Origin of the sequence: Brevibacillus brevis NBRC 100599, assembly GCF_000010165.1 — a bacterium.
Classification (GTDB): domain Bacteria; phylum Bacillota; class Bacilli; order Brevibacillales; family Brevibacillaceae; genus Brevibacillus; species Brevibacillus brevis_D.
In genome coordinates, this window is the sequence record NC_012491.1 from 1,051,021 (window position 1) to 1,067,105 (window position 16,085).

The window sequence follows — 16,085 nt, forward strand, 5'->3', positions numbered from 1 at the left end:
TGGCGAAGGATGCCAGGCTTTTTTCTGTTGGAAAGGGGCTTATTTTTCAAGAGAATCAGCAAAATACTGGACGATAAAATCACAGAACTGGCGTGCTGCCAGGGAGAGGTATCTTTTTTCATGGCGAATCATTTGAAAATGTCGCTGGCAGATCGGGTGTTTGATCGGAAGCATGACAAGGTGAGGGTCTTCCTCTCGACTGATACAGCCATAGAGGGCGATACCAAGACCTGCCCGGACTAGCTTCTGGATAGAGCCGGGATCATCTACCCGACAAGCGAATTTGGGGGTAATCCCCGCCTTTTGAAAGAACTGATCGTACAGCATTTGGATGGGAAAGTCCTCCCGGTAGCCGATAAAGGACTCTTCAGCAAGCTCGCTTAGTTGAATGCTGGTTTGCTTGGCTAAGTGATGCGTGCGTGGGACAGCTACATGAATATCTTCTTTCAATACAGGCGTTGTCAAAATATCCGGTAGCTTGATCGGCAAATGCGTGAAGCAAATATCCACTTCGCCTGATTCCAAAAGGAGTGCCATTTCTTCCATGGTGGCTTGCGTGATCTGGAAATGCACATCGGGATGGAGTGCGAGAAACTTGCCCAACGGTTCTGATAATAGATCCAAGGTCGACGTTGCCAGATGAATACGACCATGCTCCATTCCGGCTAGATCCGATACGACTTTTTGACCTTCCTCTAACAAGTTCAGTGCTTTATCTACACGCTCCAAATATGCCTTCCCAAATGTATTCAGCCGAATACGTCCCCGCTCGCGATCAAATAACGGAACCCCGACATCCTCTTCCAACCGAGCAATGGTTTTGCTTAGAGCAGGCTGAGCAATCCGCAACTCTTGGGCGGCTTTCGTCATATGCTGCCATTTGGCCACTGTTCGGAAATAGTGCAATTGCAACAATTCCATTCGATTCAACTCCATATACTCAGGTATATCAACTACATGTCAAAAGATATATTTTTGTTTATTTTAAAATCATTATAAACTACATCTAGCAAGGCCAACAATCACCTTCCCGGGAAGAAATCGGTGATAACGAGAGGTGTCTTTCCAATATGCAAACCGAACCACAACAACAATCTGCTGAAAAAGTTCTTCGCGTACTCGTGTTTACGCTCATGATTACGGTGATGAGTGCTACGATGTTCAATATCGTTTTACCGCAAATCAGGACGGAGTTTCATTTATCCTTTAGCCAAGTAAGCTGGGTGACGTCTGCCTTTTTGTTAATCTATGCGGTTGGAACCGTGATGTACGGAAAGCTAGCTGATTCCTACAAGCTCAAGCATTTGCTTACATTCGGATTGATTCTATTTGCCATCGGCTCCGTTATCGGTTTTTTCGCCGATAATTATGGCATGGTGCTTTTTGGGAGAATTGTGCAGGCAGCAGGAGCTGCTGTTGTTCCGGCGACGTCTTCCATTATTCCGGTGCGTTATTTTCCCCCAGAGAGTAGGGGCCGAGCTCTAGGAATCTCCATGACCGGGATGGCAATCGGTAGCGCATTAGGTCCCGTTCTTTCCTCTTTGCTGGTCAGTCTGCTCGATTGGAGATGGCTGTTCTGCATGCCGTTGTTCACGCTTTTTGCCGTTCCTTTTTTCCGCAAGTATTTGGAGGAGGAGGAGCGAGAGGCTGTCAAAATGGACTGGATCGGCGGTGGGCTTCTCGCCATAACGATTGCATTGCTTCTGCTAGCTATTACAAATCAGAGCTTGTTGCTCGCACTGGGGTGCATCCTCTCATTCCTTCTGTTCCTGGTAAGGATTCGGACGGCTGCAGAACCATTTATTCGCCCTGGTTTATTCCGGAGTAAACGCTATTCGCTCGGGCTGATCATTGCCTTTTTGATGATCGGGAGCGGCTATTCGTTCGCTTTTCTTAGTCCACAGTTGTTGGCCGATGTGAATCATCTCGCACCAGGGCTCATTGGCTTTGTCATGGTACCAGGAGCAATTGTGACCGCGTTCTTGGGGAAAAAGGCTGGGATTCTTGCAGATAAGAAAGGGAATTCGTATTTATTTTACACAGCGTCTGCGCTACTTTTGAGCAGCTTTGTCCTTTTCTCTTCCTTTGCGGGGGTTTCCCCGTTCTTCATTGCCGTTTTTCTGATTTTTGGCAATGTCGGACTATCGTTTATGATGATTTCGATGTCAAACGCAATCTCACAGTCGTTACCAAAGGAACAGATCGGCGTCGGGATGGGACTGTTGGCAATGCTGAATTTTATTGCAGGTGCACTTGCAGCTACCTTGTACGGCAAGTCGATTGACGGAGGAGCTGCTGTAAGCTGGAATCTGCTCAATAGCTATCCAGGAGCGTCGGTCTATAGCAATATTTACTCCGCTTTAGTGCTCGTGATACTGGGTCTCGCTTGCCTTTATTACAGACAATTCAGCCGCAGCTCGGTGAGAGAGGTCAATTAATTTGCTTATTAAAATTATTTTTATTGCTAGCCTCCATTGACAATCAGATATAAACCGAATAAAATTTCAAACAATAACAACAATAACGCGAAGAACGGGAACAGTAAGTGGTCTGATCTGTTTAGAGAGCTGCGGGATGGTGCAACGCAGTCAGAGAAGCCAGTGAAGCTCGCCCGGGAGCGGCAGGACTGAACAAGATGTAGCGCTGCATCGAGCAGTAAGTTCTGACGGTTAACCTCCGTGATCGGGTTGTGCTGATCGACTAGGATCAGTACATGAGGTGGACTTCTGGCGAGTAGCTGGGGTCAACGAGAGTGGTACCGCGATAGACAAGGTCTGTCGTCTCTTCGATAGAGACGGCAGGCCTTTTTTGATTTTCACAACGACATAGAACAAACGCGAAGAACGGGAGCTAGTAAAGCGAATTTCTTGTCCAGAGAGCTGCGGGTAGGTGCGACGCAGTCAGGAAATGCTCGAATCTCACCCGGGAGCGGCAAGGTTGAAAACGTTCAGTAGACCTTGACGGATCGTCCCACGTCATCGGGACAGCGAGGTGGATTCTCTTTTAAAAAAGAGGGGATCAACGAGAGTGGTACCGCGGCAGCGAAAAGCCTGTCGTCTCTTGTATATGGAGACGGTGGGCTTTTTTTATTACGAAAAAACGACTAAAAATTGAGGAGGCAATACCATGACAAAACGAATCCATATTTTTGATACGACACTGCGTGACGGAGAGCAAGCGCCAGGAGCGTCTCTTTCGCCCGAGCAAAAAATCGTGATAGCAAAGCATTTGGCAGACCTCGGTGTGGATGTAATTGAACCGGGCTTTCCCATCTCCAGCCCTGGTGACTTCATGGCGGTGCAACGTATTTCGCAAGAGGTGCACGGCGTGGAAATTTGTGGCTTTGCTCGTGCGGTGAAAGAGGACATCGACGCTGCCGTTCGGGCTACACAAGCGGCAGAGCGTCGCAGACTCCACATGTTCCTGTCATCCTCCAGCATTCATCTGGACTTCCAACTCCGCAAGTCCAGAGAGCAGGTGATTAAGATCGCCCGCGAGATGATTGCGTACGGCAAACAGTTTGTAGACCGGTTCGAATTTTCGCCGATGGATGCGACTCGTACAGGTGATGAGTTCCTGTTTGAGATGATTGAGGCAGCGATTGAAGAAGGGGCTACCATTATCAACATCCCCGATACGGTAGGGTACGCACTGCCAGAAGAGTATGGGGCAATGTTCACTCGTGTCATGAAAAACGTTCGTGGCAGCGACAAGGTAGAGTTCAGTGCACACTGCCACAATGACCTGGGACTCGCGGTTGCAAACAGTTTGGCTGCGATTCGTGCTGGGGTCACTCAAGTCGAAGTAACGGTCAACGGGGTCGGTGAGCGAGCAGGGAACTGCTCCTTGGAAGAGCTGGTGATGGCCATTGAGACGCGCAAAGAAGCACTGGATGCCGAGACTCGCATCAGACCGGAGCACATTTACACCACTTCACAAAAGGTGAGCCGTGCCATGAGCTTCCCGATTGCTTTCAACAAACCAATTGTCGGTCGTAATGCCTTTCAACACGAAGCGGGAATTCATCAGGATGGTCTCTTAAAAGAGCGCAGCACCTACGAAATCATGGACCCGGAGAGCTTGGGCGTGCCTCGCAACATGATCATTCTCGGAAAACATTCTGGTCGCCATGCCATTAAGCACCGTGTAAACGAATTCGGGATACAGTTGACCGATGAACAGATGGAGGCTCTGTACGTCCAATTTAAAGAGCTGGCTGACAAGCAAAAAGTTGTTCAGGATCATCAATTGCTTGAACTCGTGGGACATACCGTTAACGCAGTACTGGAGCCATTCACACTCGTAAATGCGCAAGTACTCACCGGAACATCCGGACATCGCATGGCTTCTTGCACCATTATGAACAATGTAACAGGAGAAGAACAAGCATACTCTGGCACGGGAGAAGGACCTGTTGAGGCATTGGTGGCAGGCATCAAGCAGGCACTGCCGTTCGACGTGGAGTTTACGGACATGGAGCTGTATTCATTGTCGTCGGGAGAGCATGCGACAGGCGAAGCGATCGTGACGGTCAGTGCCAACGGAAGTCATTTTAAAGGAGTTGCCGAGCATCGAGATGTACTGATGGCGGTCGCGCAGGCGTTTATGGCAGCGAGCAATCAGGCGGTGCGTGATCATCAAGCAAAGGCTGTAACAGCCGGGGCTAGCTAAAAGCCAAAACATAAAAAGTCAGCCTGAAAACCTTGCTGTTTTATCACCATAGCAAGGTTTTTTTGTATGTTTGTAACCATAGTTTGACCGGGGATACCGATTGTTTGACGGATAGTCGCTGTTCAGATGATTGTCTTTTTGTGGAGAAAACTGGGAATAAAATGTAACCTTTTGTAAGCTCGTGCGAATAATGCAAATGAGAAGCAGGAAACAAATCTGAGGAGGAAAGAATAGATGAAAAAATGGAATCGGGCAGTTATGTCAGTCATGGCGGCAACTCTTCTGACAGCCACGCCAGCATGGGCGGCTCAAGCTGAGAAGACTTCAGCCAGCCATACGGGAGTGGCGGTGGATGCAACAGCGCAGGCCATGGCCCAAAAAACAATCGACAAGCTGTCAGCGCTACTGCCATATATGAAAGAGCTCACTGTTCAGAAAATGGACATAGGAGAAACAAGCGATGTTGTCATGGTAGAACGAAAAAAGGGAGACGGTAAAAAAACTCCCCGGATGGTCATTTTTCTGGACAAGAAGACAGGGGACATCAACAGCTTTGGTTATAGGACAGATGAACCGGATGACAAGGAGCTTCCGTTGGACGTCCAGAAGGAAAAAGCGGATGCATTTTTGAAAGCTTTACTGGGAGACGCGGCGAAGATGTACCAATATAATCCGCAAAAGTCAGAGCAATTGGGCGGTCCCGCATATCGGTTAGTCATAAACGGGGTTCCGCATCATGATGAAAAAATGTCTTTGGCTCTGAATGGGAATGGGGAGGTCGTCTCTCTGATCAGCAACGTTGGGCAGATCTCCAAGCAGATTGATCCTGCTTCCCTTCCGAAACCAGAAGAAGCGATGTCTTTAGAAGAGGCAGAAAAAGCAGTCGTAGGACTGATGACACCTGTTTATCGTTCGAATAAAGACGGCAGTGGTTTGATGTTGACCTATCAAGTCTCCTGGTCCGGATTCTTGGATGCCAAGTCAGGCAAATCAGTCGAGACCGAACAGGCGAGATTTTACCGAGAACCCAATCTTTCAGCTCCTGCTATTCCAGTTTCGCCGCAGGGCCAAAAGTTGATTGCAAAGGATAAGGATGAAGCTGCGAGCCATTTGAAAAATCTTGTTGGCTTTGACACAACGGGAGCTACTTTTACTGAAAAGGTCCCCGAATATGAGCCAAATGGGGATAGGAAGGAGTTTCAATGGAAAAAAGGGGATCAAGTCGCCACCGTACAGGTAAAAAACACGAATGGTCAAGTCGTTGCTCTGTATTTGGAAGACGATTCTAAAGAGCCTAGCAAGAAGGTATCCATCGAAGAAGCTCAAAAGACAGCCCTGCAAGTGCTACAAACTTATTTGCATACCGATACAAAAGCTGTGACAATGGACAAGGATTTCCGACTGAAGCAATCCGATCATTACATCTTCAATTTTTTCAACACAATAAATGGCATTCCGGTTGAGGATCAATCGTATACAGTTGAGATTAACAGTGAGACAGGCAAACTGATGGGCCTGTTTGGAAAATTTGACCCCAGCGCAGTCACTTATCCCGATCCAGCCAAGGCAGTCTCACCAGAGAAAGCAGCGAAAGAGTATCTGAAGCATCACCCATTGGAACTGATGTACTATGCTCCGGTCATAGACCGTGAAAGTTCGGAGTCCACGATACTGGTTTACAAGCCACAAGAGAATGACTACATGTTAGAGTACGTAGACGCCCTGACTGGGGAGTCTATCCAAAACCCAAGAAAGAAGAAATAAGGGAGTGCTGTGCTTGCTTTCAGTTAATGGAGCAAGCACACTTGTTTTGTGTAAAGGAGGGAAGCAGATGTATGGGAGCTATGAAGAGCGGATTCATGATCTTGTCGAAACCTATTATCAGGACATCTATTATTTCCTCTATCATTTTATTGGGAACAAAAACGACGCAGAAGATATCACCCAAGAAGTATTCACGCGGGTGTTGCAGGCATTGCCTCGGTATGACGGAAGAGTGCAGATAAAAACATGGATATTTTCCATTGCCAAGCATGCTGCCATTGATCTTTATCGACGCAAAAAATTTCAGAGAATATTCGCGGATATTTGGTTTAAGGAGCTTCCAGCCAAGGATGGCTTGCCAGAAGAGGTTTATATGGAAAAGGAGAGAGACCGCCAGCTTAGAGATACGATTCTCTCGCTTCCTCCCAAGTATCGCATGGTTGTGATTTTACGTTCTATTGAGGGGCACAGCGTGAAAGAGACAGCAGATCTCCTGGGTATCTCTGAGTCCAAAGCCAAGGTAGACTATCATCGGGCCATCAAACTCATTCAACAAAAGATGGAGGAAAGGGAACGGAAGGAGGGGGGAGCACATGTATTGGAAAGACGGAGATACCCTACATGAGAGAATGAAAGAATTGAATCAATATGCTCCAAAACCGCAAATGGAAGCCAAGGAACGGCTAAGAGTAGCTTTGGCGGCAAAAGCAAGGAAAATGGATCAGCAGTCAATCGCCAGCAATCGAATGATCAAGAGTGTTCAGGCTGTTGCCTTTTTTCTGTTGGTTGCCTGGGGAGCTTCACTCGCTCTTCCTTCAACTGACGTAGAAGAACCAAGGCACTCGTCACCAGAACAGTTGTCTCCTCCGAGTTTTGAACCGATGACTGTTGCAAAAAGAGATCCTGAAAATACCAAGGAAAGTGTACCGGTACCTCCTGCGGTTGGGGTAAAAAAAGAACAGATAGCGGGGCCAGAAAAACGAGTCACTGCAAAAGAGTCGAGAATAGGAGAGAAATCTCCTAAGGAGAGCACTGCTATGACAACAACGGCTCCCTACAGCAAAACGACCTCGACTACCCTGCATGACCAAGCAGCTGCCTATCTGGAGCAAATGGTTGGAGAGGATAGTCGCTCCTACCAGTTTGTAGATTCCTTGTCGGATACAAAGCAAAAGCAATTTGTCTTTGCGCGTACCGTAAACGGGATTCCGTTCATCAATGATCACTACATCGTGATGCTGGATGAAGCCAGCAACGGAAAATCTGTACTTGCTAGCCAGATTCAGATAAGAGAACGAAATGAACAAACCTTTCCTGATCCATCCCGTACGATTTCTAAAGTAGAGGCGGAGTCCATTCTAGCCGACGTCATGTCGCTTTTCTATTCAGACACGCAGAACATCAGCTACAATCCTGACCTGATGGGTTTTGTAGATGCCAAAGATGGTCAATTGATTGGAGTCGAGAGGGAATATAACCAATTGCGTGGCAAGAATTACAAGGTGAGTGGCGTTGGAATGAGAATGATTGCTATGAATAAAGAAGAGGCCATGAGAATATTGGAAACGAATTTTGCTTTCACGGTAGAAGGAGAAAGCTTGTGGAAAGTGGAGGGCGACAAGGGTACGACTACCTATCATTGGAAGGTGGGCAAGAACAGTTCTGTTTCTCTTCAGGCGAACAATTTGACAGGTGAGGTCACTGGATTCGAGTATGTGAATCCGCCAACATCTCCTTCTGCTGAAGCGAAGGATGCTACTGTTGTGACCGATACAGCCGTTTCATTCCTTCAAAAATATCTGGATTCGGAAACTACGGGGCTACAAGTGATCAAAGTTGAACTCCATTCACCTACATACCGCATCTATTTCAAAGCTCTGTCTGGAAAAAAGCGTCCGGAGAATCATGTACAAGGGTACACGGTTGACATCGACTCCAAAACCGGAAAGGTGATCGGTTTTCAGAAGGATTTATCCAGCAAAATTTCAATGGCTCAGACTGACGAGCAAGAGCTGCAGCCAGAAAAAGCAGCGAGAGCCTACTTGAAAAACCATCCTGTAGATCTGGCTTATATATGGGTGAAAGGCCAAGAGACCCCTTCGCTAGTCTATGTGCCTTTGGAACCAAAGGCAATGGAGAGCTATCTTGATTAAACAAACGGTGCAGGATAAGAACGCGCCATTATCTCCATTGCGGGACGAATCACACATGCTAGCCGAAAAAGGTCCCCTTTGTGCAGGTGACCTTTTTCGCTATGCGTGTATCACTTTTCATGAGCCAGGGTCGATCCTGGATGCCTACGGGTACATCCGTAGAGATGAAAGTAAGATAAGCGACCATTGCCCGTATTTCATCACTGTTGTATGGCAATGGTGCGGATCGACGGCGGTAACTCCTGTCAATGACGAGGTCGAATCCAGCCCGGTATTGCCATGGCAGCTTGAGTAGGAGAGTTTGTTATCACTTGCTTATGGCTGTAGTGGGGAGAAGAATATTTCCAGTCTAGGCTCCAGGCTCCGTCCTGCTGAGGGTTGGGACTGTCCGCTCCGAAGGGATTCACGGGGAAACGCAAAAGTGGTAGCCGCTACGTCGCATGGGCACGGTTGCGTTTCTTTTGCCCGCTCATCCCTTCTCCGCTCGGTAGGACTCCACAAGTCGCTACGTCTGGAAATATTCTTCTCTGGCGTAGCTGATTACATTCTTCAATCTTTAGGGCATTTAAAAATCGGATTACACGGAAGGTTCGTAGAGGAAACAGGAGAAATAAGCGAAGATCTTAGGGACACCGACCGAGACGGAATGCAAAAAGCGAAACACGCTCTTAAGCGTCCACCTCTGAAATAACTTCGAGGAAGGGACTACTTTGGACGCGGTTTCGCTTTTTGCATGGAGTCGTGCAGTTAATCCCCCAGGGGGTGGCCCTAGAAGCTGAGCGTTTTCTCCTGTTTCCTCCCCACCACTACAGCAACAACTTAAGATTAGTATTATGTGGCTGTAGTGAATAGAAGAATATTTCCAGACTAAGCTACAGGCTCCGTCCTACTGAGGGCTAAGACTGCCCGCTCCGAAGGGATTCACGGGGAAACGCAAAAGTGGTAGCCGCTACGTCGCATGGGCACGGTTGCGTTTCTTTTGCCCGCTCATCCCTTCTCCGCTCGGTAGGACTCCACAAGTCGCTACGTCTGGAAATATTCTTCTCTGGCGTAGCTGATTACATTCTTCAATCTTTAGGGAATTTAGAAATCGAATTACACGGAAGGTTCGTAGAGGAAACAGGAGAAATAAGCGAAGATCTTAGGGACGCCGACCGAGACGGAATGCAAAAAGCGAAACACGCTCTTAAGCGTCCACCTCTGAAAAACCTCCTGAATGGACTACTTTGGACGCGGTTTCGCTTTTTACATGGAGTCGTGCAGTCAATCCCCCAGGGGGTGGCCCTAGAAGCTGAGCGTTTTCTCCTGTTTCCTCCCCACCACTACAGCAACGTACAAATGTTTTTTTCCAAGCTGATCAAGCTGTAAAAATCAACTCATACACCATCTTCACAATCAAGGTAATGGATACGACCAAGAACAACGGACGGACATAACGTACCCCCGTTTTGATGGCCATTTTGGCGCCAAGGTTCGCACCCAACAGCATCGCAATCCCCATGATGAGCCCAGTCATGAAGACGACCTTGCCCTCCATTGTGAAGACAAAAAGCGCAGAAATGTTACTGGCCAGATTCAAAATTCGGCCATTGCCAGCTGCAATCACAAAATCATAGCCAAACAAAAGCACCATCAGAAAAACAAAGAACGAACCGGTTCCCGGCCCGAAAAATCCATCGTAAAATCCGATTAAAAAGGTAAAAGGAATCCCGATGCCAAGCGTAAATTTGGTCAGCCCTTTGTAGTTGGAATCTTGACCGAATCGTTTGTTGAAAAGGGTGTAAACAAAAATGAGTGCCATCATAATAACGACAAGGACTTTCAAAAACTCCTGAGGAACGAACAGAACTGTTTTCGCTCCGAAATAGGCGCCGATCAAGGAGACGGGAAATAAGATCAGCATGAGTTTCTTGTCAAATTTACCGTTCTTGATAAAGGTGTAGGAGCTGGTGGCAGATGAAATCGTGCCAGCCAACTTATTCGTGCCAAGAGCAAGGTACGGTGGCATTCCTAGACCGAGCAGAGCGGGGAGAGAGATGAGTCCACCTCCACCAACAGTACTGTCGATGAATGCTGCAACGAATCCAAAGACGGCGAGAAGTACGATCGTTGATAAGTCCATTTCCACTAGTAATCACCTGATTCTCTTCGTTTGTAATAATCCAAGTCTAGCACGCTCCTTTTCGTTTGCAAGATAGAAATCTTTGAAATAATAAATAGATTAATATACTTTGCATACCGATTTGTTGAAAAACTGTTTGGCATACAGTATAATGAAGTCGTAAGCTTGACCTACATAATTTGAGGAGGAATGTTACAATGGCACATCAACTTCCTGCATTGCCTTATGCACACAACGCTTTGGAACCACATATCGACGCGCAAACCATGGAAATCCATCACGGACGCCACCATGCTACTTATGTTAACAACCTGAATGCAGCTCTGGAAGCACACGCTGACCTGCAAGGTAAAAGCATTGAAGAGCTGATCAGCAATCTGGATGCTCTGCCTGAGTCTATCCGCACTGCTGTTCGCAACAACGGTGGAGGCCATGCTAACCACACACTGTTCTGGGAAATCATGAGCCCGAATGGCGGCGGCGCACCAACTGGTGAACTGGCTGACGCAATCAACGCGGCTTTCGGAAGCTTTGACAACTTCAAAGCAGAATTCGCAAAAGCAGCTACTACTCGTTTCGGTTCCGGATGGGCTTGGCTGACTGCAGAAGGCGGAAAAGTAGCAATCAGTTCTACTCCTAACCAAGACAGCCCAATCATGGAAGGTAAAACACCTATCCTTGGGCTGGATGTTTGGGAGCATGCATACTACCTGAACTACCAAAACAAACGCCCTGACTACATCGGTGCGTTCTGGAACGTAGTAAACTGGGATGAAGTTAGCAAGCGTTTCGCAGCAGCGAAGTAATTGTAACTTTACTAGCTATAAGGCTTGTCGTTCTTTAGGAACGGCAAGTTTTTTTTGTTCAGAGAAAAGAAACGGCATCAATTCTGGATACACTTGTAACCGTGATGATTATGCGATATAATACTTACAAAAAGTAACTAAGTTTAAAAAATATAGAGGAGAGTGTACGCATATGATGCCGTCTTTTTTCATTGCACATGGTGCCCCGTTACTTGCTATAGAAAACAATGCCTATACAGAAGCACTGAACCAATTGCCTGGCCTGCTCCCACGCAAGCCGCGTGCTATTGTCATTTTTTCCGCTCACTGGGAAGCCTATGATCAAATGGTGGGAACCATGGACACCTTCCCGACCATTCACGATTTTGGCGGTTTTCCGCAAGCGTTATACGAAATCGAGTACCCAGCAAAAGGAGAGCGTGAAGTAGCGGATGAAACCATCAGACTTCTTCAGGAAGCGGGTATTCCTGTCGCTTTGAACACGACAAGAGGCTTGGACCATGGACACTGGGTTGTTTTGCGCCATATTTATCCGGATGCAGATATTCCTGTTGTTGCCTTATCAGTTAATCCAAATCTGACTGTAAAGGAGCAATATCAGATCGGTAAAGCACTCAGTCCGCTCCGCGCAAAAGACGTTCTGATCCTCGGCAGTGGCGGAACAGTCCATAATTTTTCCTATATGGACCTGAGAGAGTCTGATAGTAATACCTTTGAGTGGGCGGAGCAATTCGAAGACTGGCTGCAAACAACATTGACTGACTGGAATGTCGAGGATCTCGCCAACTATCGCGAACTTGCTCCACATGCCGAAAAAGCTGTTCCCGCGTATGGAACCGAGCATTTTGTCTCACTCGTGTACGTCATGGGTGCTGCCGACGATGAGCGTACAGCGAAGCGCCTGCATATGAGCATCCGCTATGGAAGTCTCAGCCACACCCTTTGGCAGTTTGGTGATGCAAAATAATGACCGTGCACATGGAGGATGTTTATCGGGAGTATAAATCATTACTGTTTTCCCTTGCGTACCGGATGACTGGCTCCGTAACGGAAGCGGAGGACATTGTTCAGGATACTTTTCTTGCGCTGGCAGGTACCGAGATCCAAGACATTCACCATGTAAAAAGCTATCTGTGCAAAGCGGTGACCAATCGCTGCCTGGACGTATTAAAATCAGCCCGTTGGAAGCGGGAGCAGTATGTAGGGGAATGGCTGCCAGAGCCGATGCTGGACGCTTCGGAAACCAATGATCCCTTGCAAACGGTGATTGCCGAAGAAGCAGTCTCGTATGGCTTACTTGTTCTCTTGGAGAAACTACCGTCGACGCTACGGGCCGTTTTTGTGCTCCGAACAGCACTCGACTACGAATACAGCGAAATTGCTGCGATGCTCGGAATGACCGAAGTAAATTGCCGTAAGAAGTTTAGCCTTGCGAGAAAAAAGCTGGCTGAAGCAGGTTATCAGGCGATCGTCCCTCAGCCAAGTCGGACTTCGAGTTTGGTAGAACAGCTCATGCAGGCCATCTCCAAGTCAGATGCGAAGTCGTTGATCGGACTTTTGACAAAAGATGCCGTGTTTGTCAGCGATGGTGGCGGGAAAGTCCGTGCGGCTATTCATCCCATTTTCTCAGACGAGCGGATTACTGCCTTCTGGATGGGGGTATGGCCAAGGTGGGCTTCTCATGCTACCATGCAAATTCGCTCGATCAATGGCCAGGATGGAATCGCTGTCTACTCCGAAGGTCAGCTGAAAACGATCATGCAGATCACAATGAATGAAGAAGATCGCATTGCACGCTTGTACATGATGGTCAATCCAGATAAGCTTGCCCATCTACAAAAAGAAAATGGATGATTCGTCACAAGAACGACGCTTCACTCGTCTTTGAGGGTGAAAGCAAATTCGAGTGGAGAGGACAGATGAATCATGCAAGCTAGAATCAATCATCGTGCAGTGAATCCCGAAGCGTATCAAACTATGCTCAAGCTGGAAAAATTCGTGAATGAGAGCGGCTTGGACAAAAAACTGATTGAGTTGATCAAAATTCGTGCCTCCCAAATCAATGGCTGCGCTTTTTGCATGGATATGCATACGCAAGATGCGCGCAAGCTAGGTGAGACAGAGCAACGCATTTACTTGCTCAGTGTATGGAGAGAATCCGCGGTTTACACAGAGGCAGAGCGCGCCGTCCTTGCTCTGACAGAAGCAGTCACTGTCATTACAGCTAACGGTGTTTCAGAAGAGCTTTATCAGCAGGTTCGCGAGCATTTTGACGAGAACCAGTACGTTTCCCTGATTATGGCAATCAATACGATCAACTGCTGGAACCGAATCGCGATTTCGACAGGAATGAGTGCTCCGTATAACAAGTAAAGATCAGTCAAGCAAAAGACACGCCTCTTATAAAAAGGAGCGTGTCTTTTTTCGTTGCTATACATCCATCTCGACTTTTCTGCCGGGATAGAACTGATTCTCTTCGGAAAGTGGGTTACCTTTGGCGGTCAGTGCAGTAGGCGTAATCCGGAAGATGGCGGTTGTACTGCCCATCGAAGAACGATACTTGATGACATGCTGCAAAGGCAACGGTTCTGAATAGTAGCCGGGTACGTACTTGTCGATCATGGATTGCATCGCATCGCGCATCTCCTCAGGCTCAGAAACACGCTCAATTGTTCCGGCGATAAACACACTCATGTAAGCTGTATCGACATGGGCAGGCACAGGTGAGGCGATTGTGCCGTACTCCTCGCAAACACTGAAACAAACGCGGTTGTTGCCATTGATCATTTCGATTTTTCTGCCAGAATCCGCGCCGTGAAAATAAATACAGCCATTCCACCAAGCAAAATTCAAAGGCAGAATGTACGGCTCGATTTCATTGGACAAGCCGAGATGGCCGACCTTTGCCACTTGCAAAAATTGGTCAATTTGCTCCTGATCAGTAATGGTACGCTTGGAATAACGAATTGGTATCATGTCGAGTCCCCCAGTCTGTCGTTGTTATTTTGATCGTAATGGGTATTTGACTAGGAGAACAGGTGCAATTTTGGTAAAAATGAACGGGTCAGATGACCAAAAAATAACCGCCCTCTTCTAGCAGGGGCGGGTCTCGTCTTATTACGAGCGTTTGGAGTCCAATTTTTTAGTGAGCTGTTCTTCTCCGCGGTGGATCCAGCCGACGAAGGAATCGCGGATGGTCAGATCAAAATCGAGGTAGACCACGGCGACGAACATGTAGTGACTTTTCCCTTGAAAACGCGAGCGGTAGCGCAGATCAATCCATTTGACCTCATAGCCAAAGGAACGCTCCTTTGTTTCTACATGCACATGATGAGTAAAAGCGAGGAAGGACTGGACTTTGTAACTTTTCTTGGCTGCCGCAATCCGCTCATTTTCCGGTTTGATGGAGAAGGTGTCCAAGATGACGACGTCCCCGGAAATGACTTCACCTACATACCAATGCTGCTCTGTCTTTGCGACGAAGGTCCAATACGTCCAGGAAAGAGTAGGGATGATGGTGAAGGTACCAGCTTTCCCGATTCGTTGGCGAACTAGCTCCGTCGTACGTCTTTGCACCTGACAACGCCAGTAGTAGTATCCGGCAATGATCACGTATATCCATAAAAAGACGTGTCCAGGATGCGCGCCTGCCGCCCATAGCATAAAACCGACGAGATGAGCAGCGAAAATGAACGGATCGAAAATGAAAATGGCGTTGAGCGCCACCCATTTGTCGCGAAACGGGTACAGGCCCTTTGTGCCATAGGAATTGAACAAATCAACGAATACGTGTAAACAGACGGCCAGGAATATCCAGCCGAGCAAATGCAGCCAATGGGGCTGTGGCATCATGGCCTGGATGAGAACAAAAATGGCTCCAGTCCAGAGAAATAAAGCGGGAACCGAGTGAGAAACGCCTCGGTGGTTGCGAATGTAGGCAGCGGTACCACGAAGGCGGACTAGGCCATCCAAATCAGGTGCCTGCGAGCCAATGACCGTACCAATCATGACGGCCATTCCAAGTGACGGAGTAGAAGCTACGACAGGATCAAGATAGGCGAGCCCGGCCAATCCAAAGCCCATGGCAAAATGTGTGGCTGTATCCATGGAATCGTTGTCTTCCTCCCTTCCTTCCACTGTTATTGTTTATTATAGCGTTTGCCTAAGGTTAATTCCCGCCCGTTCTGAAAATATTTGTGTGCTTGTTCGTACGGGGTGGGAAAGGTATGATGAAAGCGTTGAATCGGTAAAGGAGGAACACGTCGCATGCTAACGGTTTTCATTGAATACAAGCTGGATACTGAAAAACGAAGTCACGCTCTGCGATTGCTCACCTCGATGGCTGGGCGAATGGAAGCGATGGGTGCACATCAGTATCGCTTAATGGAGGGCCTGGATCAGCCCGGTCTGTTTGTCGAAACATTTGAGGTCGAGACTGTTCAAATATACGAAGAAATCAAGGCAAACCGATTGGCAGATCAAGACTTTTGCGACTGTATTTCTGGCGGAGCTGCAAAACTGCATGTGTGGGCGTTTCGTCCCGCTTAAACTGGGTTGAAAAGGAGTAGA

15 protein-coding genes and 2 other annotated features are annotated in these 16,085 nt (G+C 47.7%); of the genes, 11 read left to right on the forward strand and 4 right to left on the reverse strand.

The window, feature by feature from the left end:
* Nucleotides 1-39: 39 nt before the first annotated feature.
* Entirely contained in the window at nucleotides 40-921 is an 882-nt protein-coding gene (locus BBR47_RS05385) for a LysR family transcriptional regulator (RefSeq protein WP_012684744.1), read from the reverse strand.
* A 149-nt stretch (nucleotides 922-1,070) separates the two neighbouring features.
* Between BBR47_RS05385 and BBR47_RS05390 the strand changes: the two genes are divergently transcribed.
* The 6 genes from BBR47_RS05390 (at nucleotide 1,071) to BBR47_RS05415 (ending at nucleotide 8,883) form a co-directional block, all read left to right on the forward strand.
* Nucleotides 1,071-2,438, forward strand: coding sequence for an MFS transporter (locus BBR47_RS05390; protein ID WP_012684745.1), 1,368 nt, complete (start codon nucleotides 1,071-1,073; stop codon nucleotides 2,436-2,438).
* 81 nt (nucleotides 2,439-2,519) lie between these two features.
* Nucleotides 2,520-2,788 (forward strand) — a binding site (T-box leader).
* Nucleotides 2,789-2,830: 42 nt separating this feature from the next.
* Nucleotides 2,831-3,064 (forward strand) — a binding site (T-box leader).
* Nucleotides 3,065-3,126: 62 nt separating this feature from the next.
* Nucleotides 3,127-4,671 (forward strand): 2-isopropylmalate synthase, encoded by a 1,545-nt coding sequence (locus tag BBR47_RS05395; RefSeq protein WP_012684746.1) that lies wholly within the window; start codon nucleotides 3,127-3,129, stop codon nucleotides 4,669-4,671.
* 234 nt (nucleotides 4,672-4,905) lie between these two features.
* Entirely contained in the window at nucleotides 4,906-6,435 is a 1,530-nt protein-coding gene (locus tag BBR47_RS05400; protein WP_012684747.1) for a YcdB/YcdC domain-containing protein, read from the forward strand.
* Nucleotides 6,436-6,502: 67 nt separating this feature from the next.
* Nucleotides 6,503-7,060, forward strand: coding sequence for an RNA polymerase sigma factor (locus BBR47_RS05405; protein WP_012684748.1), 558 nt, complete (start codon nucleotides 6,503-6,505; stop codon nucleotides 7,058-7,060).
* A complete protein-coding gene (locus tag BBR47_RS05410) occupies nucleotides 7,029-8,588 on the forward strand; it encodes a hypothetical protein (RefSeq protein ID WP_041749270.1) in 1,560 nt (519 codons plus the stop codon). The genes BBR47_RS05405 and BBR47_RS05410 overlap by 32 nt, the downstream gene beginning before the upstream one ends.
* Entirely contained in the window at nucleotides 8,581-8,883 is a 303-nt protein-coding gene (locus BBR47_RS05415) for a hypothetical protein (RefSeq protein WP_041749271.1), read from the forward strand. The genes BBR47_RS05410 and BBR47_RS05415 overlap by 8 nt, the downstream gene beginning before the upstream one ends.
* Nucleotides 8,884-9,945: 1,062 nt before the next feature.
* On the opposite strand, the gene BBR47_RS05425 is transcribed toward BBR47_RS05415, so the two are convergent.
* Nucleotides 9,946-10,716, reverse strand: coding sequence for a sulfite exporter TauE/SafE family protein (locus BBR47_RS05425; RefSeq protein WP_012684749.1), 771 nt, complete (start codon nucleotides 10,714-10,716; stop codon nucleotides 9,946-9,948).
* A 191-nt stretch (nucleotides 10,717-10,907) separates the two neighbouring features.
* Here BBR47_RS05425 and BBR47_RS05430 point away from each other — a divergent pair, with 191 nt between their 5' ends.
* The 4 genes from BBR47_RS05430 to BBR47_RS05445 all read left to right on the forward strand — a co-directional run bounded on the left by BBR47_RS05430 (nucleotide 10,908) and on the right by BBR47_RS05445 (nucleotide 13,889).
* The gene (locus tag BBR47_RS05430; RefSeq protein WP_012684750.1) at nucleotides 10,908-11,516 is read left to right on the forward strand and encodes a superoxide dismutase; all 609 of its coding nucleotides are present in this window, start codon (nucleotides 10,908-10,910) and stop codon (nucleotides 11,514-11,516) included.
* A gap of 172 nt (nucleotides 11,517-11,688) precedes the next feature.
* Entirely contained in the window at nucleotides 11,689-12,483 is a 795-nt protein-coding gene (locus BBR47_RS05435) for a dioxygenase family protein (protein WP_012684751.1), read from the forward strand.
* A complete protein-coding gene (gene sigJ / locus BBR47_RS05440) occupies nucleotides 12,483-13,370 on the forward strand; it encodes an RNA polymerase sigma factor SigJ (RefSeq protein ID WP_012684752.1) in 888 nt (295 codons plus the stop codon). The genes BBR47_RS05435 and sigJ overlap by 1 nt, the downstream gene beginning before the upstream one ends.
* A gap of 72 nt (nucleotides 13,371-13,442) precedes the next feature.
* The gene (locus BBR47_RS05445; RefSeq protein ID WP_012684753.1) at nucleotides 13,443-13,889 is read left to right on the forward strand and encodes a carboxymuconolactone decarboxylase family protein; all 447 of its coding nucleotides are present in this window, start codon (nucleotides 13,443-13,445) and stop codon (nucleotides 13,887-13,889) included.
* A gap of 57 nt (nucleotides 13,890-13,946) precedes the next feature.
* On the opposite strand, the gene BBR47_RS05450 is transcribed toward BBR47_RS05445, so the two are convergent.
* The gene (locus BBR47_RS05450; protein ID WP_012684754.1) at nucleotides 13,947-14,492 is read right to left on the reverse strand and encodes a pyridoxamine 5'-phosphate oxidase family protein; all 546 of its coding nucleotides are present in this window, start codon (nucleotides 14,490-14,492) and stop codon (nucleotides 13,947-13,949) included.
* Nucleotides 14,493-14,633: 141 nt separating this feature from the next.
* A complete protein-coding gene (locus tag BBR47_RS05455) occupies nucleotides 14,634-15,623 on the reverse strand; it encodes a metal-dependent hydrolase (protein ID WP_012684755.1) in 990 nt (329 codons plus the stop codon).
* Between the two features lie 159 nt (nucleotides 15,624-15,782).
* Here BBR47_RS05455 and BBR47_RS05460 point away from each other — a divergent pair, with 159 nt between their 5' ends.
* Nucleotides 15,783-16,064 carry an MFS transporter gene (locus tag BBR47_RS05460; protein WP_012684756.1) on the forward strand — a complete coding sequence of 94 codons (282 nt, stop codon included), beginning with the start codon at nucleotides 15,783-15,785 and terminating at the stop codon, nucleotides 16,062-16,064.
* Nucleotides 16,065-16,085 lie beyond the last annotated feature (21 nt).

What these genes read in the sequence shown, in the direction of transcription:
- BBR47_RS05385 (WP_012684744.1), bottom strand. Translation starts at nt 921, where the DNA reads ATGGAATTGTTGCAATTGCACTATTTCCGAACAGTGGCCAAATGGCAG.
- BBR47_RS05390 (WP_012684745.1), top strand. Translation starts at nt 1,071, where the DNA reads ATGCAAACCGAACCACAACAACAATCTGCTGAAAAAGTTCTTCGCGTA.
- BBR47_RS05395 (WP_012684746.1), top strand. Translation starts at nt 3,127, where the DNA reads ATGACAAAACGAATCCATATTTTTGATACGACACTGCGTGACGGAGAG.
- BBR47_RS05400 (WP_012684747.1), top strand. Translation starts at nt 4,906, where the DNA reads ATGAAAAAATGGAATCGGGCAGTTATGTCAGTCATGGCGGCAACTCTT.
- BBR47_RS05405 (WP_012684748.1), top strand. Translation starts at nt 6,503, where the DNA reads ATGTATGGGAGCTATGAAGAGCGGATTCATGATCTTGTCGAAACCTAT.
- BBR47_RS05410 (WP_041749270.1), top strand. Translation starts at nt 7,029, where the DNA reads ATGTATTGGAAAGACGGAGATACCCTACATGAGAGAATGAAAGAATTG.
- BBR47_RS05430 (WP_012684750.1), top strand. Translation starts at nt 10,908, where the DNA reads ATGGCACATCAACTTCCTGCATTGCCTTATGCACACAACGCTTTGGAA.
- BBR47_RS05435 (WP_012684751.1), top strand. Translation starts at nt 11,689, where the DNA reads ATGATGCCGTCTTTTTTCATTGCACATGGTGCCCCGTTACTTGCTATA.
- sigJ (WP_012684752.1), top strand. Translation starts at nt 12,483, where the DNA reads ATGACCGTGCACATGGAGGATGTTTATCGGGAGTATAAATCATTACTG.
- BBR47_RS05445 (WP_012684753.1), top strand. Translation starts at nt 13,443, where the DNA reads ATGCAAGCTAGAATCAATCATCGTGCAGTGAATCCCGAAGCGTATCAA.
- BBR47_RS05450 (WP_012684754.1), bottom strand. Translation starts at nt 14,492, where the DNA reads ATGATACCAATTCGTTATTCCAAGCGTACCATTACTGATCAGGAGCAA.
- BBR47_RS05455 (WP_012684755.1), bottom strand. Translation starts at nt 15,623, where the DNA reads ATGGATACAGCCACACATTTTGCCATGGGCTTTGGATTGGCCGGGCTC.
- BBR47_RS05460 (WP_012684756.1), top strand. Translation starts at nt 15,783, where the DNA reads ATGCTAACGGTTTTCATTGAATACAAGCTGGATACTGAAAAACGAAGT.